The organism is uncultured Bradyrhizobium sp. (assembly GCF_936943645.1).
GTDB lineage: Bacteria > Pseudomonadota > Alphaproteobacteria > Rhizobiales > Xanthobacteraceae > Bradyrhizobium.
The window spans coordinates 111,315-128,076 of sequence record NZ_CAKZJO010000083.1 but is presented as its reverse complement, the minus strand read 5'-3'; the positions used below and the strand labels follow the sequence as shown (position 1 = coordinate 128,076).

The 16,762-nt window shown below is 64.3% G+C and carries 16 protein-coding genes; 8 read left to right on the top strand and 8 right to left on the bottom strand.

Annotated features, from left to right (window positions below; translation table 11 throughout):
* Positions 1-193 precede the first annotated feature (193 nt).
* Positions 194-1,936, top strand: a complete 1,743-nt coding sequence (locus Q0743_RS23915; RefSeq protein WP_298243935.1) for a trypsin-like peptidase domain-containing protein — start codon at positions 194-196, stop codon at positions 1,934-1,936.
* 143 nt (positions 1,937-2,079) lie between these two features.
* On the opposite strand, the gene Q0743_RS23910 is transcribed toward Q0743_RS23915, so the two are convergent.
* On the bottom strand, positions 2,080-2,811 hold the full coding sequence (locus Q0743_RS23910; protein ID WP_298243934.1) for a DUF3750 domain-containing protein: 732 nt from the start codon (positions 2,809-2,811) through the stop codon (positions 2,080-2,082).
* Between the two features lie 165 nt (positions 2,812-2,976).
* On the opposite strand from Q0743_RS23910, the gene Q0743_RS23905 reads away from it, so the two are divergent.
* The gene (locus tag Q0743_RS23905; protein WP_298243933.1) at positions 2,977-3,231 is read left to right on the top strand and encodes a hypothetical protein; all 255 of its coding nucleotides are present in this window, start codon (positions 2,977-2,979) and stop codon (positions 3,229-3,231) included.
* A 636-nt stretch (positions 3,232-3,867) separates the two neighbouring features.
* Positions 3,868-5,490 carry an ABC-F family ATP-binding cassette domain-containing protein gene (locus Q0743_RS23900; protein ID WP_097660810.1) on the top strand — a complete coding sequence of 541 codons (1,623 nt, stop codon included), beginning with the start codon at positions 3,868-3,870 and terminating at the stop codon, positions 5,488-5,490.
* Here the strand turns inward: Q0743_RS23900 and Q0743_RS23895 are convergent.
* Positions 5,487-6,470, bottom strand: a complete 984-nt coding sequence (locus Q0743_RS23895) for a glycerophosphodiester phosphodiesterase family protein (RefSeq protein ID WP_298243932.1) — start codon at positions 6,468-6,470, stop codon at positions 5,487-5,489. The two genes, Q0743_RS23900 and Q0743_RS23895, sit on opposite strands and share 4 nt — an antisense overlap.
* A 145-nt stretch (positions 6,471-6,615) precedes the next feature.
* Between Q0743_RS23895 and Q0743_RS23890 the strand changes: the two genes are divergently transcribed.
* Positions 6,616-7,491, top strand: coding sequence for an MBL fold metallo-hydrolase (locus Q0743_RS23890; protein ID WP_298243931.1), 876 nt, complete (start codon positions 6,616-6,618; stop codon positions 7,489-7,491).
* 148 nt (positions 7,492-7,639) lie between these two features.
* Here Q0743_RS23890 and Q0743_RS23885 read toward each other — a convergent pair whose 3' ends face one another.
* Positions 7,640-7,888: a hypothetical protein gene (locus Q0743_RS23885; protein ID WP_298243930.1), complete on the bottom strand. Its 249-nt coding sequence runs from the start codon at positions 7,886-7,888 to the stop codon at positions 7,640-7,642.
* A gap of 202 nt (positions 7,889-8,090) precedes the next feature.
* Between Q0743_RS23885 and Q0743_RS23880 the strand changes: the two genes are divergently transcribed.
* Positions 8,091-8,555 carry a cupin domain-containing protein gene (locus tag Q0743_RS23880; protein ID WP_298243929.1) on the top strand — a complete coding sequence of 155 codons (465 nt, stop codon included), beginning with the start codon at positions 8,091-8,093 and terminating at the stop codon, positions 8,553-8,555.
* Here the strand turns inward: Q0743_RS23880 and Q0743_RS23875 are convergent.
* Complete coding sequence (locus Q0743_RS23875; protein WP_298243928.1) at positions 8,552-9,514, bottom strand: alpha/beta hydrolase; 963 nt, start codon at positions 9,512-9,514, stop codon at positions 8,552-8,554. The two genes, Q0743_RS23880 and Q0743_RS23875, sit on opposite strands and share 4 nt — an antisense overlap.
* Positions 9,515-9,924: 410 nt before the next feature.
* Between Q0743_RS23875 and Q0743_RS23870 the strand changes: the two genes are divergently transcribed.
* Entirely contained in the window at positions 9,925-10,131 is a 207-nt protein-coding gene (locus Q0743_RS23870; RefSeq protein ID WP_298243927.1) for a hypothetical protein, read from the top strand.
* Between the two features lie 27 nt (positions 10,132-10,158).
* Here the strand turns inward: Q0743_RS23870 and Q0743_RS23865 are convergent, their stop codons facing one another.
* The 3 genes from Q0743_RS23865 to Q0743_RS23855 are packed head-to-tail and all read right to left on the bottom strand — an operon-like array spanning position 10,159 to position 12,748.
* A complete protein-coding gene (locus Q0743_RS23865; protein WP_298243926.1) occupies positions 10,159-11,268 on the bottom strand; it encodes an HD domain-containing phosphohydrolase in 1,110 nt (369 codons plus the stop codon).
* A 47-nt stretch (positions 11,269-11,315) separates the two neighbouring features.
* Positions 11,316-11,642, bottom strand: a complete 327-nt coding sequence (locus Q0743_RS23860) for a PilZ domain-containing protein (protein ID WP_298243925.1) — start codon at positions 11,640-11,642, stop codon at positions 11,316-11,318.
* Positions 11,639-12,748: a DUF2336 domain-containing protein gene (locus Q0743_RS23855; RefSeq protein WP_298243924.1), complete on the bottom strand. Its 1,110-nt coding sequence runs from the start codon at positions 12,746-12,748 to the stop codon at positions 11,639-11,641. Before Q0743_RS23855 ends, Q0743_RS23860 begins: the two co-directional genes overlap by 4 nt.
* A gap of 291 nt (positions 12,749-13,039) precedes the next feature.
* Between Q0743_RS23855 and Q0743_RS23850 the strand changes: the two genes are divergently transcribed.
* Both Q0743_RS23850 and Q0743_RS23845 read left to right on the top strand, forming a co-directional pair.
* A complete protein-coding gene (locus Q0743_RS23850) occupies positions 13,040-13,987 on the top strand; it encodes an AraC family transcriptional regulator (protein ID WP_298243923.1) in 948 nt (315 codons plus the stop codon).
* A gap of 50 nt (positions 13,988-14,037) precedes the next feature.
* Complete coding sequence (locus Q0743_RS23845) at positions 14,038-14,628, top strand: NADPH-dependent FMN reductase (RefSeq protein ID WP_298243922.1); 591 nt, start codon at positions 14,038-14,040, stop codon at positions 14,626-14,628.
* Positions 14,629-14,634: 6 nt separating this feature from the next.
* On the opposite strand, the gene Q0743_RS23840 is transcribed toward Q0743_RS23845, so the two are convergent.
* The gene (locus Q0743_RS23840; protein ID WP_298243921.1) at positions 14,635-16,716 is read right to left on the bottom strand and encodes a methyl-accepting chemotaxis protein; all 2,082 of its coding nucleotides are present in this window, start codon (positions 16,714-16,716) and stop codon (positions 14,635-14,637) included.
* Between the last annotated feature and the right edge of the window lie 46 nt (positions 16,717-16,762).

Below are 16,762 nucleotides of genomic sequence, written 5' to 3'. Positions count from 1 at the left end.
TGAACGTTTCATCTGACTGTTGGTCTTGGGCTTGAACCGACCGGAAGGCTGGTAGCGCCGCGCCGGGCGGGATGCGCCCTGACCGATCTTTCCGGAAGTGGTCTCCACAACGATCTTCGCCTCGAGGCCAATCCTCTGCTAACGTCGCAATTGGGTCGTGACGGGCCGATCCCGGAAACAAGAAGATCAGCACATGATAAGCTTGCTCCTCAAGCTCGTTTATAGCGCGTTGCTTCTGGGAATCGTCGGGGTCGCAGCGCGCGAACTCTGGACCGTATGGCTCGACACGCGGGTCTATATCGGCACCTTCGATGTCGTGTCCGAGTCCGGGAAGGACGATGGTGCGAGCCAGGCGTTTTCTCAGCGGATCGTCGCGGCCCAGACGATCCTTTCGCAACAGGTGATCGACTATCAGTCCCGCCGCAGCGGCGACACTCCGAGCGACCCGACTTATGCGATTCCGGGAATGCCCGCGTTAAACCTGCCACCCGAAGCGCTGGCCGGAGTCGACATCACCGTTCAGAACATCAATGTGCGTCAGATCCTGACAGCGGTTCGGCGTGGCTTTCTCGAGCCAAATGAAGTAAGCGGCCGCGTGACTCAGCGTCCGGGGGCCTTTCTTGCGGCAGTCGAATGGCCGCAAGCGCCGAGACCCGCTGGCGGCGCCCCCGCTCTCACGAAATTCCTTGTACCCAGCCGGGCGACTGCTCAGGAAGAGGCCGCCTATATCGCCTGTTCGATTTCGTGGGCGCGAGCGGCGAGCAGCGATGCGAAATTCGCGGCCATTCCACGCACACAGTTCTGCGACTTCGCTGCCGCTCTGACCGACCTCTACGCCCTCGAGGACGCCGCCTCGACGCCGGAGGGACTGGACGAAAAGGGCCTCCAGGTCGTCCGCAAGCACGCGGCAACACTGCGTTCGCATTATGAGGACAACCATGTCCTGCCGGGAATCTATCGCCTTCGCGCGGATCTGCTGGAGCTTCTTCCTGAAAAAAAGCGGACCCAGGACGAATTGATCGAGGCGCAGGAGGCACGGGTTCGCTATGCCATGTTGAGCTCGGAATTGCAGGGCCTGCCGGAGCAAGAGAAGCGCATGGCGGCCCTTGCCATCGCGCGGCCCGCCATTCTGCTCGACAATGGCAAGCTCAAGGACCCGCCGGAGAATTGGGCCGGCGTGCTGAAGCGCCATATTGTGGAGATCGGCGCAGCAGCCGGTTCCACAGGGCTGATTTTGGACTCCGTTGGAAACCCCACTGCCACCGGATTCATCGTGGCGCCCGGCGTCATGATGACAACCTCCTACGTCAGCAATGCGCTTCGTGTGTCAAAAACGGAGCCATCCAAGCCCGCAAAGCCGCCCACCCTTTGTCTTGGGCCGAGCGCGGCCAATTGTGCCCCATCGCTTGAGCTCGGTGATGTCATTTACCCGAAGGAGACAACCGATTCACCGCTCGTGTTGATAGAGCTGCACGGTCATGATCAGGTTCTCCAGCCTCCGCTGAGCGTTGCCGATCCGCTACCCGCGCCGAACGACATCATCGGGAGCTATGTCCACGTGATCGGTTATCCTGTCCGCGACCCACGTATGCCTGAGGAGTTCATGAAGCGTCTGCTCGGGGAGACTGATGGAAAGAAGCGGTTGATGCCGGGGCGGGTGCTTGCCGTCGGTTCTTCCATGTCGATATATCCGGTCGGGGACACGACGGTGCTCACGACCGACATCAGCACGACCGGCGGCGTGGGCGGCGGTCCTCTCATCGATCTGAAGAGCGGAAAAGTCATCGGGGTTGCTCACTCGGGCAGCTGGAAAGGGGATCGCGGCAAGTTCGCCTACTCGGTGCCAATCCCACGTGCGGTTATTGACATCATCAACCAGCGAACGCGCGGAACGCAAGACAGCCAGGCTGTTCCGGGAAAGCAATCCAACAACTGAAGCCCTGCGATCGCGGGCGGTGTGCGCCTTTCGGCCTCGCTCAAGCCGATAGGTCGTGCTTGGGGCGTGTGCTGACAATGAAGGGCGCCTCACGCATGCTCGGCGCCAAGCAGCCAATGGTGCCGGCAATCAAGGTCCCGCTCTCATACGCCGGTGGACATTCCAACGCGGCCGAGGCCGGGTAGCTTGAGCGCCGGGCGTCGGATGTCGAAGCCGAGCACGGCACCGAAGAAGTTGATCTCCAGGCCTTCGATCCAGCCAATCGAGAAACCAATGTATCCGGCAAGCGACGCATAAATGCCTGTGCCGGACGCCGTCATGCCGATCCATCTGCCGGTGTACGGGAAGTCCTTGCCGATTGCGGTCGGAGGCAGGACGGCTCGGAGCTCGGGGACGGAGTCGAGTGCGGCTTGCACGAAGGTGTTGGAATTGGGACCCGGCCAGACGCTGTAGTCGCCATAGGATCGAAACTTGTAGTTTTCGATCACGTCCCGGATTTTAGGAATGAGCGCCTCCGCGCGCGCTCCGTCGACGGCTACGATGGTTTCCGGCGCAGCGCCGAACCATCGCCCGTCCGGAGCGAAACCGTTGGTGCGGATCGGCTCGCCCCAGGCCGTGTAGTCATACCTCGTGTAAGTCGCCGCATTCTCCTCTTTGACGACGATCCAGGTGTGAACCGCGAAGATGCTGCGCCATCTGACCGTTCTCGCTCCGAACACCCGGATGACGGCTGCGGGCTGATCGGCTGCGGCAGGCAGAAGACCAGCGCTCGACCGGTCGGCGATTTGCCAATTCTCGCGGCCATCGCCCAGCCAGAAATATCTTGCCGCTGACGCTGCCAGCGGTGCGAAGACGAGGAACAGAAAGATCAGCAAGGGCTTCTTCAACGGAGTGTTACGGCGGGGCGTGTGACAGACCATATAGTTCGCATGAATGCCGCTGCCAGAGCCGATCAGTTCCGAACGACCTAACCAGCAGGGCCGGACGGGCACCTGAGATCAAGTCATTGTTCGCAACCGGAGCAGGATTGGAGCATGTGCATGGACATCAAGGAAGCAGCGGCAATGACAGAAGCCTCCGGATTGACGGAAGATCAGGGCGGCATGGCGCGAACCTCGAACCAGCGGTCGAGTTCCGGCGCGAACAAAACGGCGTTCGGTGCGCAGCCCAACCTGCCTTCGTTTGACTCCACGGCGCGATGGGCTGACCGGTTGCGCGAGGTAGCGGTGAAGGCGCCGTTGCGGTCGTTGATCGTGGCCTTTCTCGCCGGAGCCTGGATCGCTCGCCGCCGATAGGCGTTGCGAGCTGGCGCTTTCGCCGACAGACCCGGCAATTTGACTGACAGAGGAGGAACAGGAAGAATGAAAGTTCTGGCGGCGGTCCTGACTATTCTATTGGGCTCCATTTCGTTTGCCTCGGCGCAAAGCTCGGGAGGCGCCTCAGGCGGCTCTTCATCGAGCGGCGGCGCGAGCGCGACTGGTTCAGGCGGCGGAGGCGGTTCGACGCTTTCGAACGGAACCACGCTGAGCGGGACGGGCGGTTCGCCAGGGCCCAACGCGTCCAATGCAAGAAGCCACGGCACGACGGGCCAGAGACTTGGCGTGGCGCCTTCTGGTCAGGACGGCGGCGGGTCCCGACCGACTTACAACACGCCGGCCGCAAACGCTGCCGTCCAGCAGCTTGGAAACACGGATACAGGCATTCTGAGGAAGTGACGACCATCGTGCGTCGGGCTTGCGGGCGGAGGGGGTAGTTTACCTTGCCGGTAGCTCGCCAGCCGACATCAAGGCGTCGAGGTTCAAACCCTTGAGCTGAGGGATGACGAGGGAATTGGCTTGCGTTGGAGGCTGGATCCCGGCCTGTCCCGGGCTTCCCCTCGCGCCCCGCATGGCCTATGACGCTGCAACGCAAAAATCCCCCAAAAGACAGTCATGATCCGCCTCGACAACGTCAGCAAGCAAGCCGGCCACCAGATCCTGTTCATTGAAGCCTCCGCGGCCCTCAACAAGGGCGAGAAGATCGGGCTCGTCGGCCCGAATGGCGCCGGCAAGAGCACGCTGTTCCGGATGATCGCCGGGCAGGACTTGCCCGACGAGGGCCAGGTCTCGATCGATCGCGGCATCACCATCGGCTATTTCAACCAGGACGTCGGCGAGATGTCTGGCCGCAGTGCCGTCGCCGAGGTGATGGACGGCGCCGGTCCCGTCAGCGAGGTCGCAGCCGAGCTGCGCGAGCTCGAGGCCGCGATGGCCGACCCTGACAAGGCCGATCAGATGGACGAGATCATCGCCCGCTACGGCGAGGTGCAGCACCGGTTCGAGGAGCTCGACGGCTACGCGCTCGATGGCCGTGCGCGCGAGGCGCTGTCCGGCCTCGGCTTCAGCCAGGAGATGATGGACGGCGACGTCGGCAAGCTCTCCGGCGGCTGGAAGATGCGCGTGGCGCTGGCGCGCATCCTGTTGATGCGGCCCGACGTCATGCTGCTCGACGAGCCGAGCAACCATCTCGATCTGGAAAGCCTGATCTGGCTGGAGAAATTCCTGCACGACTACGAAGGCACGCTGCTGATGACCTCGCATGATCGCGAGTTCATCAATCGCGTGATCTCCAAGGTGATCGAGATCGATTCCGGCTCGCTCACCACCTACACCGGCGACTACGAGTTCTACGAGCAGCAGCGGGCGCAGAACGAGAAGCAGCAGCAGGCGCAGTTCGAGCGCCAGCAGGCCATGCTCGCCAAGGAGATCAAGTTCATCGAGCGCTTCAAGGCGCGCGCCTCGCATGCGGCGCAGGTGCAGAGCCGGGTCAAGAAGCTCGACAAGATCGAGCGCGTCGAGCCGCCGCGCCGCCGCCAGACCGTGGCATTTGACTTCCCGCCGGCCCCGCGCTCGGGCGAGGACGTCGTCGCGCTCAAGAGCGTGCACAAGGGCTACGGCTCGAAGCGTATCTATGACGGCCTCGATTTCATGATCCGCCGGCGCGAGCGCTGGTGCGTGATGGGCGTCAACGGCGCCGGCAAGTCGACGCTGCTCAAGCTGGTCGCTGGCGCCAGCGAGCCAGATGAAGGCACGGTGGCACTCGGGGGCAGCGTCAAGATGGGTTATTTCGCCCAGCACGCGATGGACCTGCTCGATGGCGAGCAGACGGTGTTCGAGTCGCTCGAATACGCCTTTCCCACGGCGGGGCAGGGCTCCTTGCGTGCGCTCGCCGGCTGCTTCGGCTTCTCCGGCGACGACGTCGAGAAGCGCTGCCGCGTGCTCTCGGGCGGCGAGAAGGCGCGGCTCGTGATGGCCAAGATGCTGTTCGACCCGCCGAACTTCCTGGTGCTGGACGAGCCGACCAACCATCTCGACCTCGCCACCAAGGAGATGCTGATCACGGCCTTGGCGGATTTCGAGGGCACCATGCTGTTCGTGTCGCATGACCGGCATTTCCTGGCGACGCTCTCCAACCGCGTGCTGGAGCTGACGCCGGAAGGCATCCATCAGTTCGGCGGCGGCTACACGGAATATGTCGCGCGCACGGGCCAGGAGGCGCCGGGGCTGCGGAGCTAGTCTTTGCCCTTGCCCGCGATCCTGGCGATGGCCTCGATCTCGTTGGTCCAGATCCCGCCTGAATAGCCTTGCGGCAACCTCGCGAGCAATTCGGGCGTGTCAATGCCGGTGGAGAATTCACCGCCGCTGTAGGGACCGAGCACGAAGACCGCGCTGTTGGCGCCGGTCATCCGATCGAGGAAGCGATCGGGCCAGCCCCATAGCCAGGGGGCGACGTTGATCGGCACCAGCACCATCGCGTTGTTGCAGGCGGCCGGCATCAGGCCGGTCCAGCCATAACCGATATAGCCGATCAGGCAGCTTCGGATGGCCGCGCGCGAGATGGTGCGGACATCAGGGGTGAGGCGACGGACCATGTCGACCGGCTCGTCGCCGCCATAGACCATGATGGTCTGTCGCCGCGCGGCCGGCAGTGCGTTCAGCACGGCGGCGAGCTTCTCGCCTTCGGCCGCGTCGCGACTCTTCACGTTGATGAGGAGTTGCCTGTCCCGGAAGGTGGCGAACACCTCTGACAACGTCGGCATCATTCCGACGGCCTTGCCGCGAAACGGGAATGTCTTCCCGGCATCGGCGGTGTAGCCGTAACCGATGTCGAGGGTCTTCAGCTTCGCCATGCTCTGCTCGCGGGTGACGCCATGGCCATCGGTGCGGCAGTCGACCGTCCAGTCGTGGAACACGGCGAACTCGCCGTCGGTGGTCGGGTGCACGTCGAGCTCGACCACGTCGGCGCCGGCCTCGAAGCTCGCGCGCATCGAGCGCAGCGTGTTCTCCAGATAATCGTGGCTCGGCGGCAACATCCGCGCGGCGGTGCAGGTGTCGTTCTTCAGGTCGCGCTCGTCGAAACGTTGCGCCATGCCGCGATGGGCCAGCAGCGCAGGCTTGCCGCCCCGATGCGGCGCCAGAAGACTGGTGTTGTTGATGTAGATTCCGGCCACGACGGCAATCGAGATGGCCGCGCCCAATCTTAGTTTCGTGCCCACCAGTCATTCCTCATTCCGAGATTATCTTCTTCCGCGTTTGAGGTTGATTTGCGGCGCTCCATGCCTGCGAGGCCGATGCGCCGAATGACTTGAAGGCCTTGATCGTGTTCGCTACGCTTTCGAAAAAAGGAGGGAGCGAGCAACCATGAGGCAACTGCGGATCGGCGACATCACCATCGATGCGGTGATCGAGCGGGAGGGGCCGTGGCGGCGGCCGCAGGATTTCTTCCCGGCTTATGACGCGGGCGTGTTCGCCCGTCATTTGCCGACGATGGAGCCCGAGGTGTTCGATGCTGCACGCGGCATGATGGTGATCACCTATCAGACCTTCGTGGTGCGCACGCCGCGGTACACGATCCTCGTCGACACCTGCACCGGCGAGGACAAGGGCCATCCGCCGCCGTTCGACTTTCCCGGCAAGGAGCGCTGGCGCAACGAATTGTTCGCGCTCGGCATCTCTTTCGAGCAGATCGACTACGTGTTCTGCACCCATCTGCATATCGACCACACCGGCTGGAATACGACGCTGCGCGACGGCCGCTGGGTGCCGACTTTTCCCAACGCAAAATACGTCTTCCACAAGGGCGAGTATGCGGCCTGGGAGGTCGAGCACGCCAAGGGCAACAACCCGCCGGGCACCGTGTTTCGTGACAATTGCCTGCCGATCGTGGAAGCCGGGCAGGCGCTGCTGGTGGACGACGACTACGCGCTCGACGACACCGTCACGCTGACGCCGACGCCGGGGCATTCGCCCTGCCATTGCTGCGTGAACATCTTCTCGAAGGGCCAGCGTGCGGTGGTCGCGGGCGATCTCATGCATCACCAGATCCAGTGCCGCGAGCCGGACTGGTCGGCGCGGCCGGACTGGGATCCGAAGCAGTCGGCGGTGTCGCGGCGGAAGTTCTTTGCGTCGGTGGCGGACACCGACACGCTGATATTGCCGATCCACTTTCCGGCGCCGACGGTGGGGGTGATCAAGCCGCTCGGCGACGCGTTCGACTATCGCTTCAAGCGGACGTGACGTGTCTCCGCATCGTCATGGCCGGGCTTGTCCCGGCCATCCACGAGCTTTCAAGCGCCACGAAGAACGTGGATGCCCGGGACGAGCCCGGGCATGACGGAGTTCGTGGAGCAATTGTTCGCTAACTCAGCCGCAGATGCAGCGCGCCTTACGCGCTGACTTCGCACTTCTTCATGAAGCTGTTCTTGGCGGCGCCGGCGAGCGGCTTGCCGTCGGATCCGACGGCCTTGGGCGCGCAGGCGTCGGCCTTGCACTTCTTCAGGAACGAGGCCTTGGCAGCGCCGGCCAGCGCCTTGCCGTCCTTGCCGACCGCCTTGCTCTCGCAGGTGTCGTCCGCGAGGGCCGAGCCGGCTGCAAAGGTGGCAACGATCGCAGCCAGGAAAATCCGCTTCATCATGGGTGTCTCCCTAAACCAGAAATGGCGGAGAGATTGGAACCGCGAATCGTGGCGCAATCAAGCTGGATGAGGGCTCGTGCCCCGACCGCGCGGCGATTTTTGCGGCGGACGTTCGAACTCTCCCGCGGTCTGCTGCACTGCTCGCTGACCCGGGCGGGCGACCCTGCTAGGCTTGGTCAGCTTAGCCGGACGGAGCATCGTCATGGACGCCGTGATCCCGAAACACCAGGAAGCCGCCGATCAGCATTCTCATCTGGTTCGTCCCCAAGACATGGAATGGCAGGCCACGCGCTTTCCGGGCTGCGAGGCCAAGACGCTGCTGTTCGATCGTCGCACGGGTCTGATGACCGCCCTGATGCGGTTCGCGTCGGGATCGGTGCTCCCCGACCACGAGCATGTCGGCATCGAGCAGAGCTGGGTCATCGAGGGCGCGCTGGTTGACAAGGAAGGGCCGGCCGAGGGCATCGCCTGCAAGGCCGGCGAATTCATCTGGCGCGAAGCGGGCAGCCGACACGCCGCCTGGTGTCCTGACGGCGCCTTGATCCTCGCGATCTTCCAGGTGCCGAACAAATTCTTCGAAGCCGACGGCCGCGTCATCGACGCCGCCGGCCAGGATTGGGACGAGGCGTGGGGCCACACGGGAGCGCAGCGCCCGGGGCGAGTCTAAGCCCCTCGCATGAGCAGGGCCTTGAAGTCGGCCCGGGCGCGCTGCGCCTCGGCGCGGGCGACGTCCGAAGCATCGCCCATGCCGAAATAGCCGTGGATCAGCCCAGGGCCCTCATGGTGCTTGACCCGTACGCCGGCCGCCTCCAGAGCCCCCGCATAGGCCGCGCCCTCGTCGCGCAGGGGATCGAACCAGGCGGTGGTCACGATCGCCGGCGCAAGGCCGGCCAGCGAGGCAGCCCGCAGCGGAGAGACGCGCCAGTCCAGGGCATGGCCGGGATCGGCGAGATAATGGCCGCAGAACCATTCCATCGTGGCACGCGTCAGGAAGTAGCCGTCGGCATTCTCGGTACGCGAGGGATAGCGCGCATTCTCGCGCGCGTCGGCGTAAGCGCCGAGGACGTCGGTCACGGGATAGACCAGCAGTTGAGCGGCGAGCTTGATGCCGGCATCGCGGCAGGCGATCGCGGTGGTCGCGGCAAGATTGCCGCCGGCGCTGTCGCCGGCAACGCCGAGGCGTCTTGCATCGCCGCCAAATTCCGCGACGCGGCCAAGCACGTCGCTGACGGCGGCGAAGGCGTCCTCGAAGGCGCCGGGAAAGCGCGTCTCGGGCGGACGGCGATAATCGACGGAGACGACAACGGCGCCGGTCTCGATCGCAAGGTTGCGCGCCTGCCGGTCATGGGTTTCGAGGTCGCCCGCAACCCAGCCGCCGCCATGGAAGAACACCACGGTCGGCGCGGGCATGCTGCCGGTCCGATAGACGCGCGCGGCAAGCGGGCCGGCGCCGCCCTTCACCTTGATATCCTCGACGCTGTCGACGGGCGGCGGCGGGATGGCGGCGCGCGCGGCAGCCAGTGCGCGCAAGGAATCGCGGGCGCTCTGTGGCGTCATCACCGTGGGATCACGCATCGGCATGAGCGGAATGATCTGGGCGATGACGGGATCGAGCGGCGCGGCCATGGCAGGTCCTCCAGGGTTCTTGGTCTTGCTTGCCGCTCAGCATAGATATCGCGCGCCGCGTCGGCAACCGGCCTCGTGTCGCGGCGCCGCGTCATCAACGCGCAAAGCATCACTCGCTCGGACATCATGCGCGAGGTTGCGAAGAGTCCGGAAGACGCAATCATCATGATCTGCGTTGCGATGGGCTGTCCCGACGACGGTTTTGCCGCGAACGCGGTGCGCGCGGATCGCGGGCACAATCAGAAGTTAGTACGCCACGTCCGTTTTTTCCGATCAGCGTGTCGGACAGCAGATTATTCTCCGCGGAATTTTTTTTGGTGCGGAGCCGTCCGCGGCCTCTTGCAATCTCCGAGGTGCGGGAGGAACAATATGCGGATCAAGAGGTTTGTTGCTGGCGCGAGGGAATTGACATGCGGCGGCTGGCTAGCCTGGTTCGGCGGTTCTTCGGTCCAAGAATGCGGCGCCCGATCGATGGTGGTGATCCATCTCTTCCTTTTACATCCGAGGAGTTCGGCCGGCTGATACGCAGCGGCCGGCATGAGGACATGAAGCTGCTGGCCGAGGGGCTGGCCTGCCGGTCGATCCCGCGCCGCGCCAGCTATCGCGCGACCCATTAGGGTGCGTTCGAGACAGCGCTGTCGCGCTCACCGCGTGAGCGCGACCTGCTTGAATGAGTGGACCAGAGCCTTTTCCAGCTTGCCATTCATCCCGCACAAAACGTCGTAGGCTTCCGTACGCGGCATAGTCGGCTTGTAGTGTCGGTGCTCGATCAGGGCTGCAAAGATATCGGAGATGGTGAGAATCCTCACGATGTCGCCAATACTCTCGGCACAGAGACCATCGGGATAGCCGCTGCCGTCGAGATACTCGTGATGATGCCGAACGGCATCGAGGATTTCCGGTGAGACGTTGTGCCCCTTCAAGAATTCGTAGCCTTCGGCCGGATGGGTCTCGATCAGCGCGCGTTCCTCCGCATCGAGCCGGCCCGGCTTGTCGAGGATGGCGAGCGGGATCCGTGCCTTGCCAACGTCGTGGAACATGGCGGCCGAATATAGACGCTCCAGATCGGCTCTTCCAACCCCGAGGCTCAGGCCGAAGTCGATGGCGACGCCGGTCACGAGCAGGCAGTGCTGGTAGGTTCCCTCGTGGTGGCGCCGCACCGTCGTGAGCCATTCCGAAAGGCCCCGCTCGGTGATGCGATCGGCGATCTGGCGACCGGCCGCCTTGGTGCCGTCGATGTCGAGGGGCTGACCAAGGGTGACCGCCGTAAACATCGAGGCGATCGCGGTTGCCGCGGCCTCGACCGCGTTGTCGGAGTGTGCAGTCCCGCTTGATGAGACAGAATCCGCCGGATCGGACAGGGCCGCCAGCAGCCTGGACCGGTTGATCGTACCGGGCAGCACGAGGGTCGCCCCGAGCGCGTAGGCTTGCGAGACGCCGACGTGAGAGCTGTGTTCGAGCAGAAATATTCGCTTGCCTGCCTTGGCGAGATCGCGGGCTCGCTTCTTGATGGCCGCGATATTGTCGATATCGCGCAGGTCCGCGCGGATGACGATGGCCGCGGGGACCCGCGTCAGCCTGGCTTCGGCATCCAGCCGTTCTCCCGCGACGGCGAAGCGCTCCTCGACAATCGAGCAGACGCCGGCCAGCTTGTCGGATGTGTCGGCCAGAACATGCACGAATGAGCGGGCCGGTTCCTTCTCGCCGATGCCGGCGGGGTTCGCGTGGCGGAGCATGGTTCGCGCGTTCTGCACGGCTTGACTCGCGATCTCCTGGGGTGCGGGATGAACTGTCGGCTAGGTTATCCTGGTGCGGTCTGCGTCTTGGCTTGCGGTGCGCTCGCCGGCTTCTTCTTGCCGTCCGCCGTGACGAAGTGAACGCCCGCCGTGGTGCCGTCGATCCAGACCAGCTCGCAGCGCCGATAGGCGAGTCCGGTCGACGACAGCACCAGGAAGAATTCCTTGGCCTGGAGCACGTCCAGCGTGCCCTCGACCTCGACCTTCGCGCCCGTCTGCGACACGTCGATCAGAACGCAACTGCGCCGCCATGTGCCGTCCGAACCCATCAGGTTGACGGGTTGGCGGTGGTCCATCTTCACGCGAGACGCCTTTCGACCATCGAATTTCATCGGCTAACCCCCACTTTTGCGCCGCGATGTCCACGAAAGCTCTCCTTGGCGTTTGCGGCAATCTCTCCCCAGCGCACCGTCCATTGGCTGGTCGACAGGAGCAGTGTCTCGAAAACGTGTTGCGCGCGTTCGCGCTCGGTGAAGGAAAGCCTCTTGCCGCTGCGGTTGCTCAGAATGGCGAGCGTGGTCTGCCAGTTCAGCCGCGAAGCCCGACAGGCCATGACCAGGCCTTCGCAATCGTCCTCGGTCATGACGTGCTCGACGATTTCGATGGGCGCCCCCGAAAGCACCGACAACGCCGTGAACAGATTGGCGGTCTCGCCGCGGATCGCGAAGCGATTCACCGTGGAATCGTTGAGCTTGCCGATGCGGTTGAGCGCGACGATCTCCGGCCGCGCGCCCGCATAGGCTGCAGGCCCGGGCAGCTTGGGCACAATCTGCGGCGCCGGTTGAGGAGGCGGAACGGAGGGAGTGGTCGGCTCCGCGCGAATGGGGGCGGGGGGCGATGCCGAGAGCAATTTCCGCAGCACCGGGTCGGGCGTGGCCGGTCTGAGTGCCAGGGCCTTCGTGAGTTCGTCATCGCTCGCGCATCTCTCGACAAGCGCAACGTAAGCGGCATCGGAGAACCGGGCTCCTGAATTGCCGATCAGCGCAAGGTGGACGGTGCGGCCGCCGTGCCTGATGAGCGTCTCGGTCAATGGCGGCTCGATGAATGCGCGGGTGGCGATCGCGAGTTGCTGCCGTTCGCTGCTTGAAATTGCGATTGCTTCGAGATCGGACGTGGACAGGGCCTGCGATTTGACCAGAACGGGGCAAGCCACGCGGGTGTCGTCGTGGGAAGCGAGACGTCGCAAGGTCTCCAGCGGAGCCATCTGGAGCTCGGCAAGGGCCGCGCCGAGCTGGATCAATGCAGTGGTCTCGACCCGATCCGCCAGTCGCAGCAGGACGCCGTCGACCATATTGGCCAGCAATTCCTGCGACCGGTCGCTGCTGCCAGTGAGCAACTGCAAAATGCCCTGGAGAATGCGGTCGCAACGATCCAGCGGACACGCTGCGACCGCGTCTTCCAACTCACCCAGAATATCAGCAGGCGAATTTGCCATCATGGCAGGGGCCTGAATTGAAATGACTTTGACGATCCAATGGGTCTCATTGCATCCCAAGGCCGTTAATTTGAATTTTAGGATTGAGCATTCAGGTGGTGCGGCAGCGCCGAATTCCCGAAAATCGATATCGAAATTCGGCGAGATCCAACGTCACGGCTTGTCCCGGCATTTCGCCAACCGACCAAGACACGTTAGGATTGATTCTCTTGGTCAGACGCACAATCGAAGAGAAAGGGGACCCGGCATCGCCGCCGGACGCGCGTCAATTGCGGCGCAGCGTTTCGCACCGCCATGAACAGCATTGATGACGTGCCCGGGTTGGCACCCAGAATATTTCGCTTTTCAGACGTCGATGAATTTCGGTACGCCATCCGGGGCCTGGACTTAGAATTCACGCCTTTCGTGCAGAGCATATCGGCCGAGCAGATCATCATGTCGCTGCCCGGCTGCGATGTGAATCTGACGACTGCGTTTCCGCGCGTGGTCGACGCGCAACTCGTCGAGAATTGCACGGCGGTCGGGTTCAACATGGACGACCTTGACGTGCCCATACGCTTCAATGGCTCGCAGCGCGCGCGTCCGGCGCTTGTCATCGGCAGCGGCGGCGCGGCCTACACCATCATCGAGGAGGTGCAGCGCCAGATCGCCTCGGTGATCTTCAGGCCGGAAGTGGCGGACCGCGGCTGGCCAAGAGCTTCCCGGAGCTTCAAGATTTTCGAAACGAGCGCGGCCGGCCTGGACAGGCTGCGCCGTGTAGTGCGTGAGGTCATGGCCGCGGCTTCAGAGCCCGTCGCGGCGGTGGATCTCCCTTTCAAGGCGCGAGCAATGAAGGAATCTCTGCTCGCAGCCGTCGACCAGGCGCTGTTGGACGTCGTTTCGGTCCGCTGGACCCTGCGTCCCAACGACGAGCGGAACTTCCGGATATTTCGGGAGATCAGCTCGCTTCTATCCGACGATCTCTCGCAGCCGATCTACAGCGACGAGATTGCGCGCAAGCTCGGACTGTCCGTCCGCACCATGCACGACATCGTTCGCCGCTATCGCGGCATGAGCCTGCACCGTTACTTGCGCCTGCGCCGGTTGTGGCTGGTGCGCCGGCGGCTGCTCGCTGGCGCCGACAGCGTCAAGGCCGTGGCGCTCGCCTTCGGCTTCTGGCATCTCAGCGACTTCTCCCGAAGTTACCGCGACCAGTTCGGTGAGACGCCGTCGCAAACGCTGGAGCGGGGGCGCGGGCGATAGTTTGCCAAATCGCATAGAGCCGGCCGCCGGTTTCGTGCTACCGTTCGGTCATGAGCAACCGCATTCTCGTCCTCTACGGTTCCTACCGTTCCGACCGCATGGGCATTCGCCTTGCGAATTTCGTCATCGATCGGCTGCGCGCCCGCGGCGAGGACGTCGAGTTCATCGACGCCAAGGCGATCGGCCTGCCGATGCTCGACCGCATGTACAAGGAATACCCCAAGGGCTCGGCGCCCGAGGCGTTGGAAAAGCTGGCCGGACAGATCCGCGGTGCCGATGGCTTCGTCTTCGTCACCGGGGAATATAATTGGGGCATCCAGCCCGGCCTGAAGAATCTGACCGACCACTTCCTCGAAGAATGGTTCTGGCGCCCGGCCGCGATCGTGAGCTACTCGGCCGGCCGGCTCTCGGGCGCGCGCGCCGCGACAGCCTGGCATGGCACGCTGTCGGAGATGGGCATGGTGGTGGTGTCGAGCACCATCGGCGTCGGCCCGATCGCACAGACCTTGTCGGCGGACGCCGAGCCGATCGGCGAGGGCGGCAAGGCGCTGGAACGCTCGTTCCCGCGCTTTGCGGATGATCTCGCCTGGTGGATCGAGGCCGCGAAAGCCCAGCGAGCGCGGAAAGCGCCGCCTTATTGAACCTGCTTACGCGGCCCTGACCTCGCCGAGGAAACGGTCGAACTGGCCGGCGAGATCGCGCGACTGCGTCGAGAGCTGCTCGGCGGCGCCGAGCACTTCCCTGGCGGCGGCTCCCGTGTCGTCGGCGGCGCGCTGCACGCCTGAGATGTTGGTGTTGACCTCCTGGGTGCCGCGGGCGGCCTCCTGGACGCTGCGGGCGATTTCCTTGGTGGCCGAGCCCTGTTCCTCGATCGCCGCGGCAATCGCGGTGCCGATCTGGTCGATCTCGCCGATGACGTCGGCGACGTTGCGGATCGCGGCCACGGTCTCGTCGCTGGCGGTCTGGATCGCCGTGATCTGCTCGGAGATTTCAGTCGTCGCCTTGGCGGTCTGTCCCGCCAGCGACTTCACTTCGGAGGCGACCACGGCGAAGCCGCGGCCGGCATCGCCGGCGCGGGCGGCCTCGATGGTCGCGTTCAGTGCCAGCAAATTGGTCTGTTCGGCGATGCTCTGGATCAGCGTGACGACGTCGCCGATCTTCTGCGCGCCCTCGGCGAGCGTGCGTGCGGTGTCGCCGGTGCGGCGGGCATTCTCGACGGCGCGCGCCGCGATCTCAGTGCTTTGTGCGACCTGGCGGCCGATCTCGGAGATCGAGGAGGTCAGTTCCTCGGTGGCGCTGGCGACGGTCTGCACGTTGGTCGAGGTCTGCTCGGAGGCGGCGGCGACGACCGCGGCCTGGCTGTTGGTCTGGGCTGCCGTCGAGGTCATCGACTGCGCGGTGCTTTCCATGGTCGAGGACGCCTGGGACAGACCGCCAACGAGCTCGGTGACCTTGGCCTCGAACGCGCGGGTGAGTTCGTCGAGCGCTTGCGCGCGGCGCATCTTGCCGTCGTTCTCGGCCTGCTTCTCGGCCGCGAGCCGGTCGGCCCGGATCATGTTGTCCTTGAACACCTGGACGGCCGCGGCCATCGCCCCGATCTCATCGGAGCGCTCGGCGCCGGGGATGCTGTCCGCGACCTCGCCCTCGGCGAGCCGCGACATCCGGCCCGTCAGGTTGACGATGGGGGCGCAGACGCGGCGGCGAACCATCACGATGAGGCCGGCGCTCGCGATCAGGACCGCGGCAAGGCCTGCAAGCGCGATGATGAAGCTGGTGCGCGCGGAGGAGGAGGCGCCGGAGAGGATCTGCTCGGCGTTGTCGTAGAACGCGTCGCGAACGCCGATGATGGAGCCGAGGCCCTTTTGCGAGGCCGCGTAATAGACGTCGACGTCGTGCTCATACTTGCCGCTGACGGCACCGTCCTTGACCAGCTTGAGCTCGCGGCCGAATTCCTCGACGTAGCGCGAATTCATGTTCTCCAGCGCCGCGCCGACATTGGCGGGGGTTGCCGTGTTGCCGCGCAACTCCATCAGCGACATCACGATCTGGTCGCTGCGCCCCTGCATGCGGGCGACGTCGGCCTTTTCCGCGTCGGTTGCGACCTTCTTGCCGCCCACGAGGTTCTTGTGCACGCTGGCATTGAGGCCGCCGATGTCGCGGAGGGTCATGGCGATGTTGGCGTAGCTCGACTGCCGGTAGGCGTCGCCGTTCAGGATCGCCATCCGGCGCACCTGCTCGTTGAGCAGGGCGGTGACGCCGGCGTTGAGAACGGCGTTGTCGGCGACGACCTTTCGGGCCGCGTCCTTCCGGGCCTCGGCAGGTCCCGCGATCGCCTTGTCGATGGCTTCGCGGAGCGCCTTGAATTTCGCATTGATGCCGTCGATCTCGCTGCCGATGGTGGCGCCGTCGTCGAACGAACCGGGCAGTTCCTTGCGCAGCGCGTTCATCCTGTCGCGCGCGCCGTCGGTCTGCTTGCGCAGCTTGTCCTGTTCGGCCACCTGCGCCGGGTCCACCGTCGCAGGTCCGTAGAGGATGTTGGTCGAAAAGCCGCGCTCGGGGTTGAGATATCGCGGGATATCGCTGGCGGCACGGACGATCGCGAGTCGGCCCTGAGCCTCGCTGATCCGGTCCATCGTCTGGTACTTCGTCACGGCGACGTAGACGGCGAGGCCGCCGCCCACGGTGGAGAGCGAAACAATGGCAGTGGTCAGGAGCGTACCGATTTTCATGATCTGTCCGGCAATTGGCGCGGTGGAGAAGGATATTCTCCTGAAC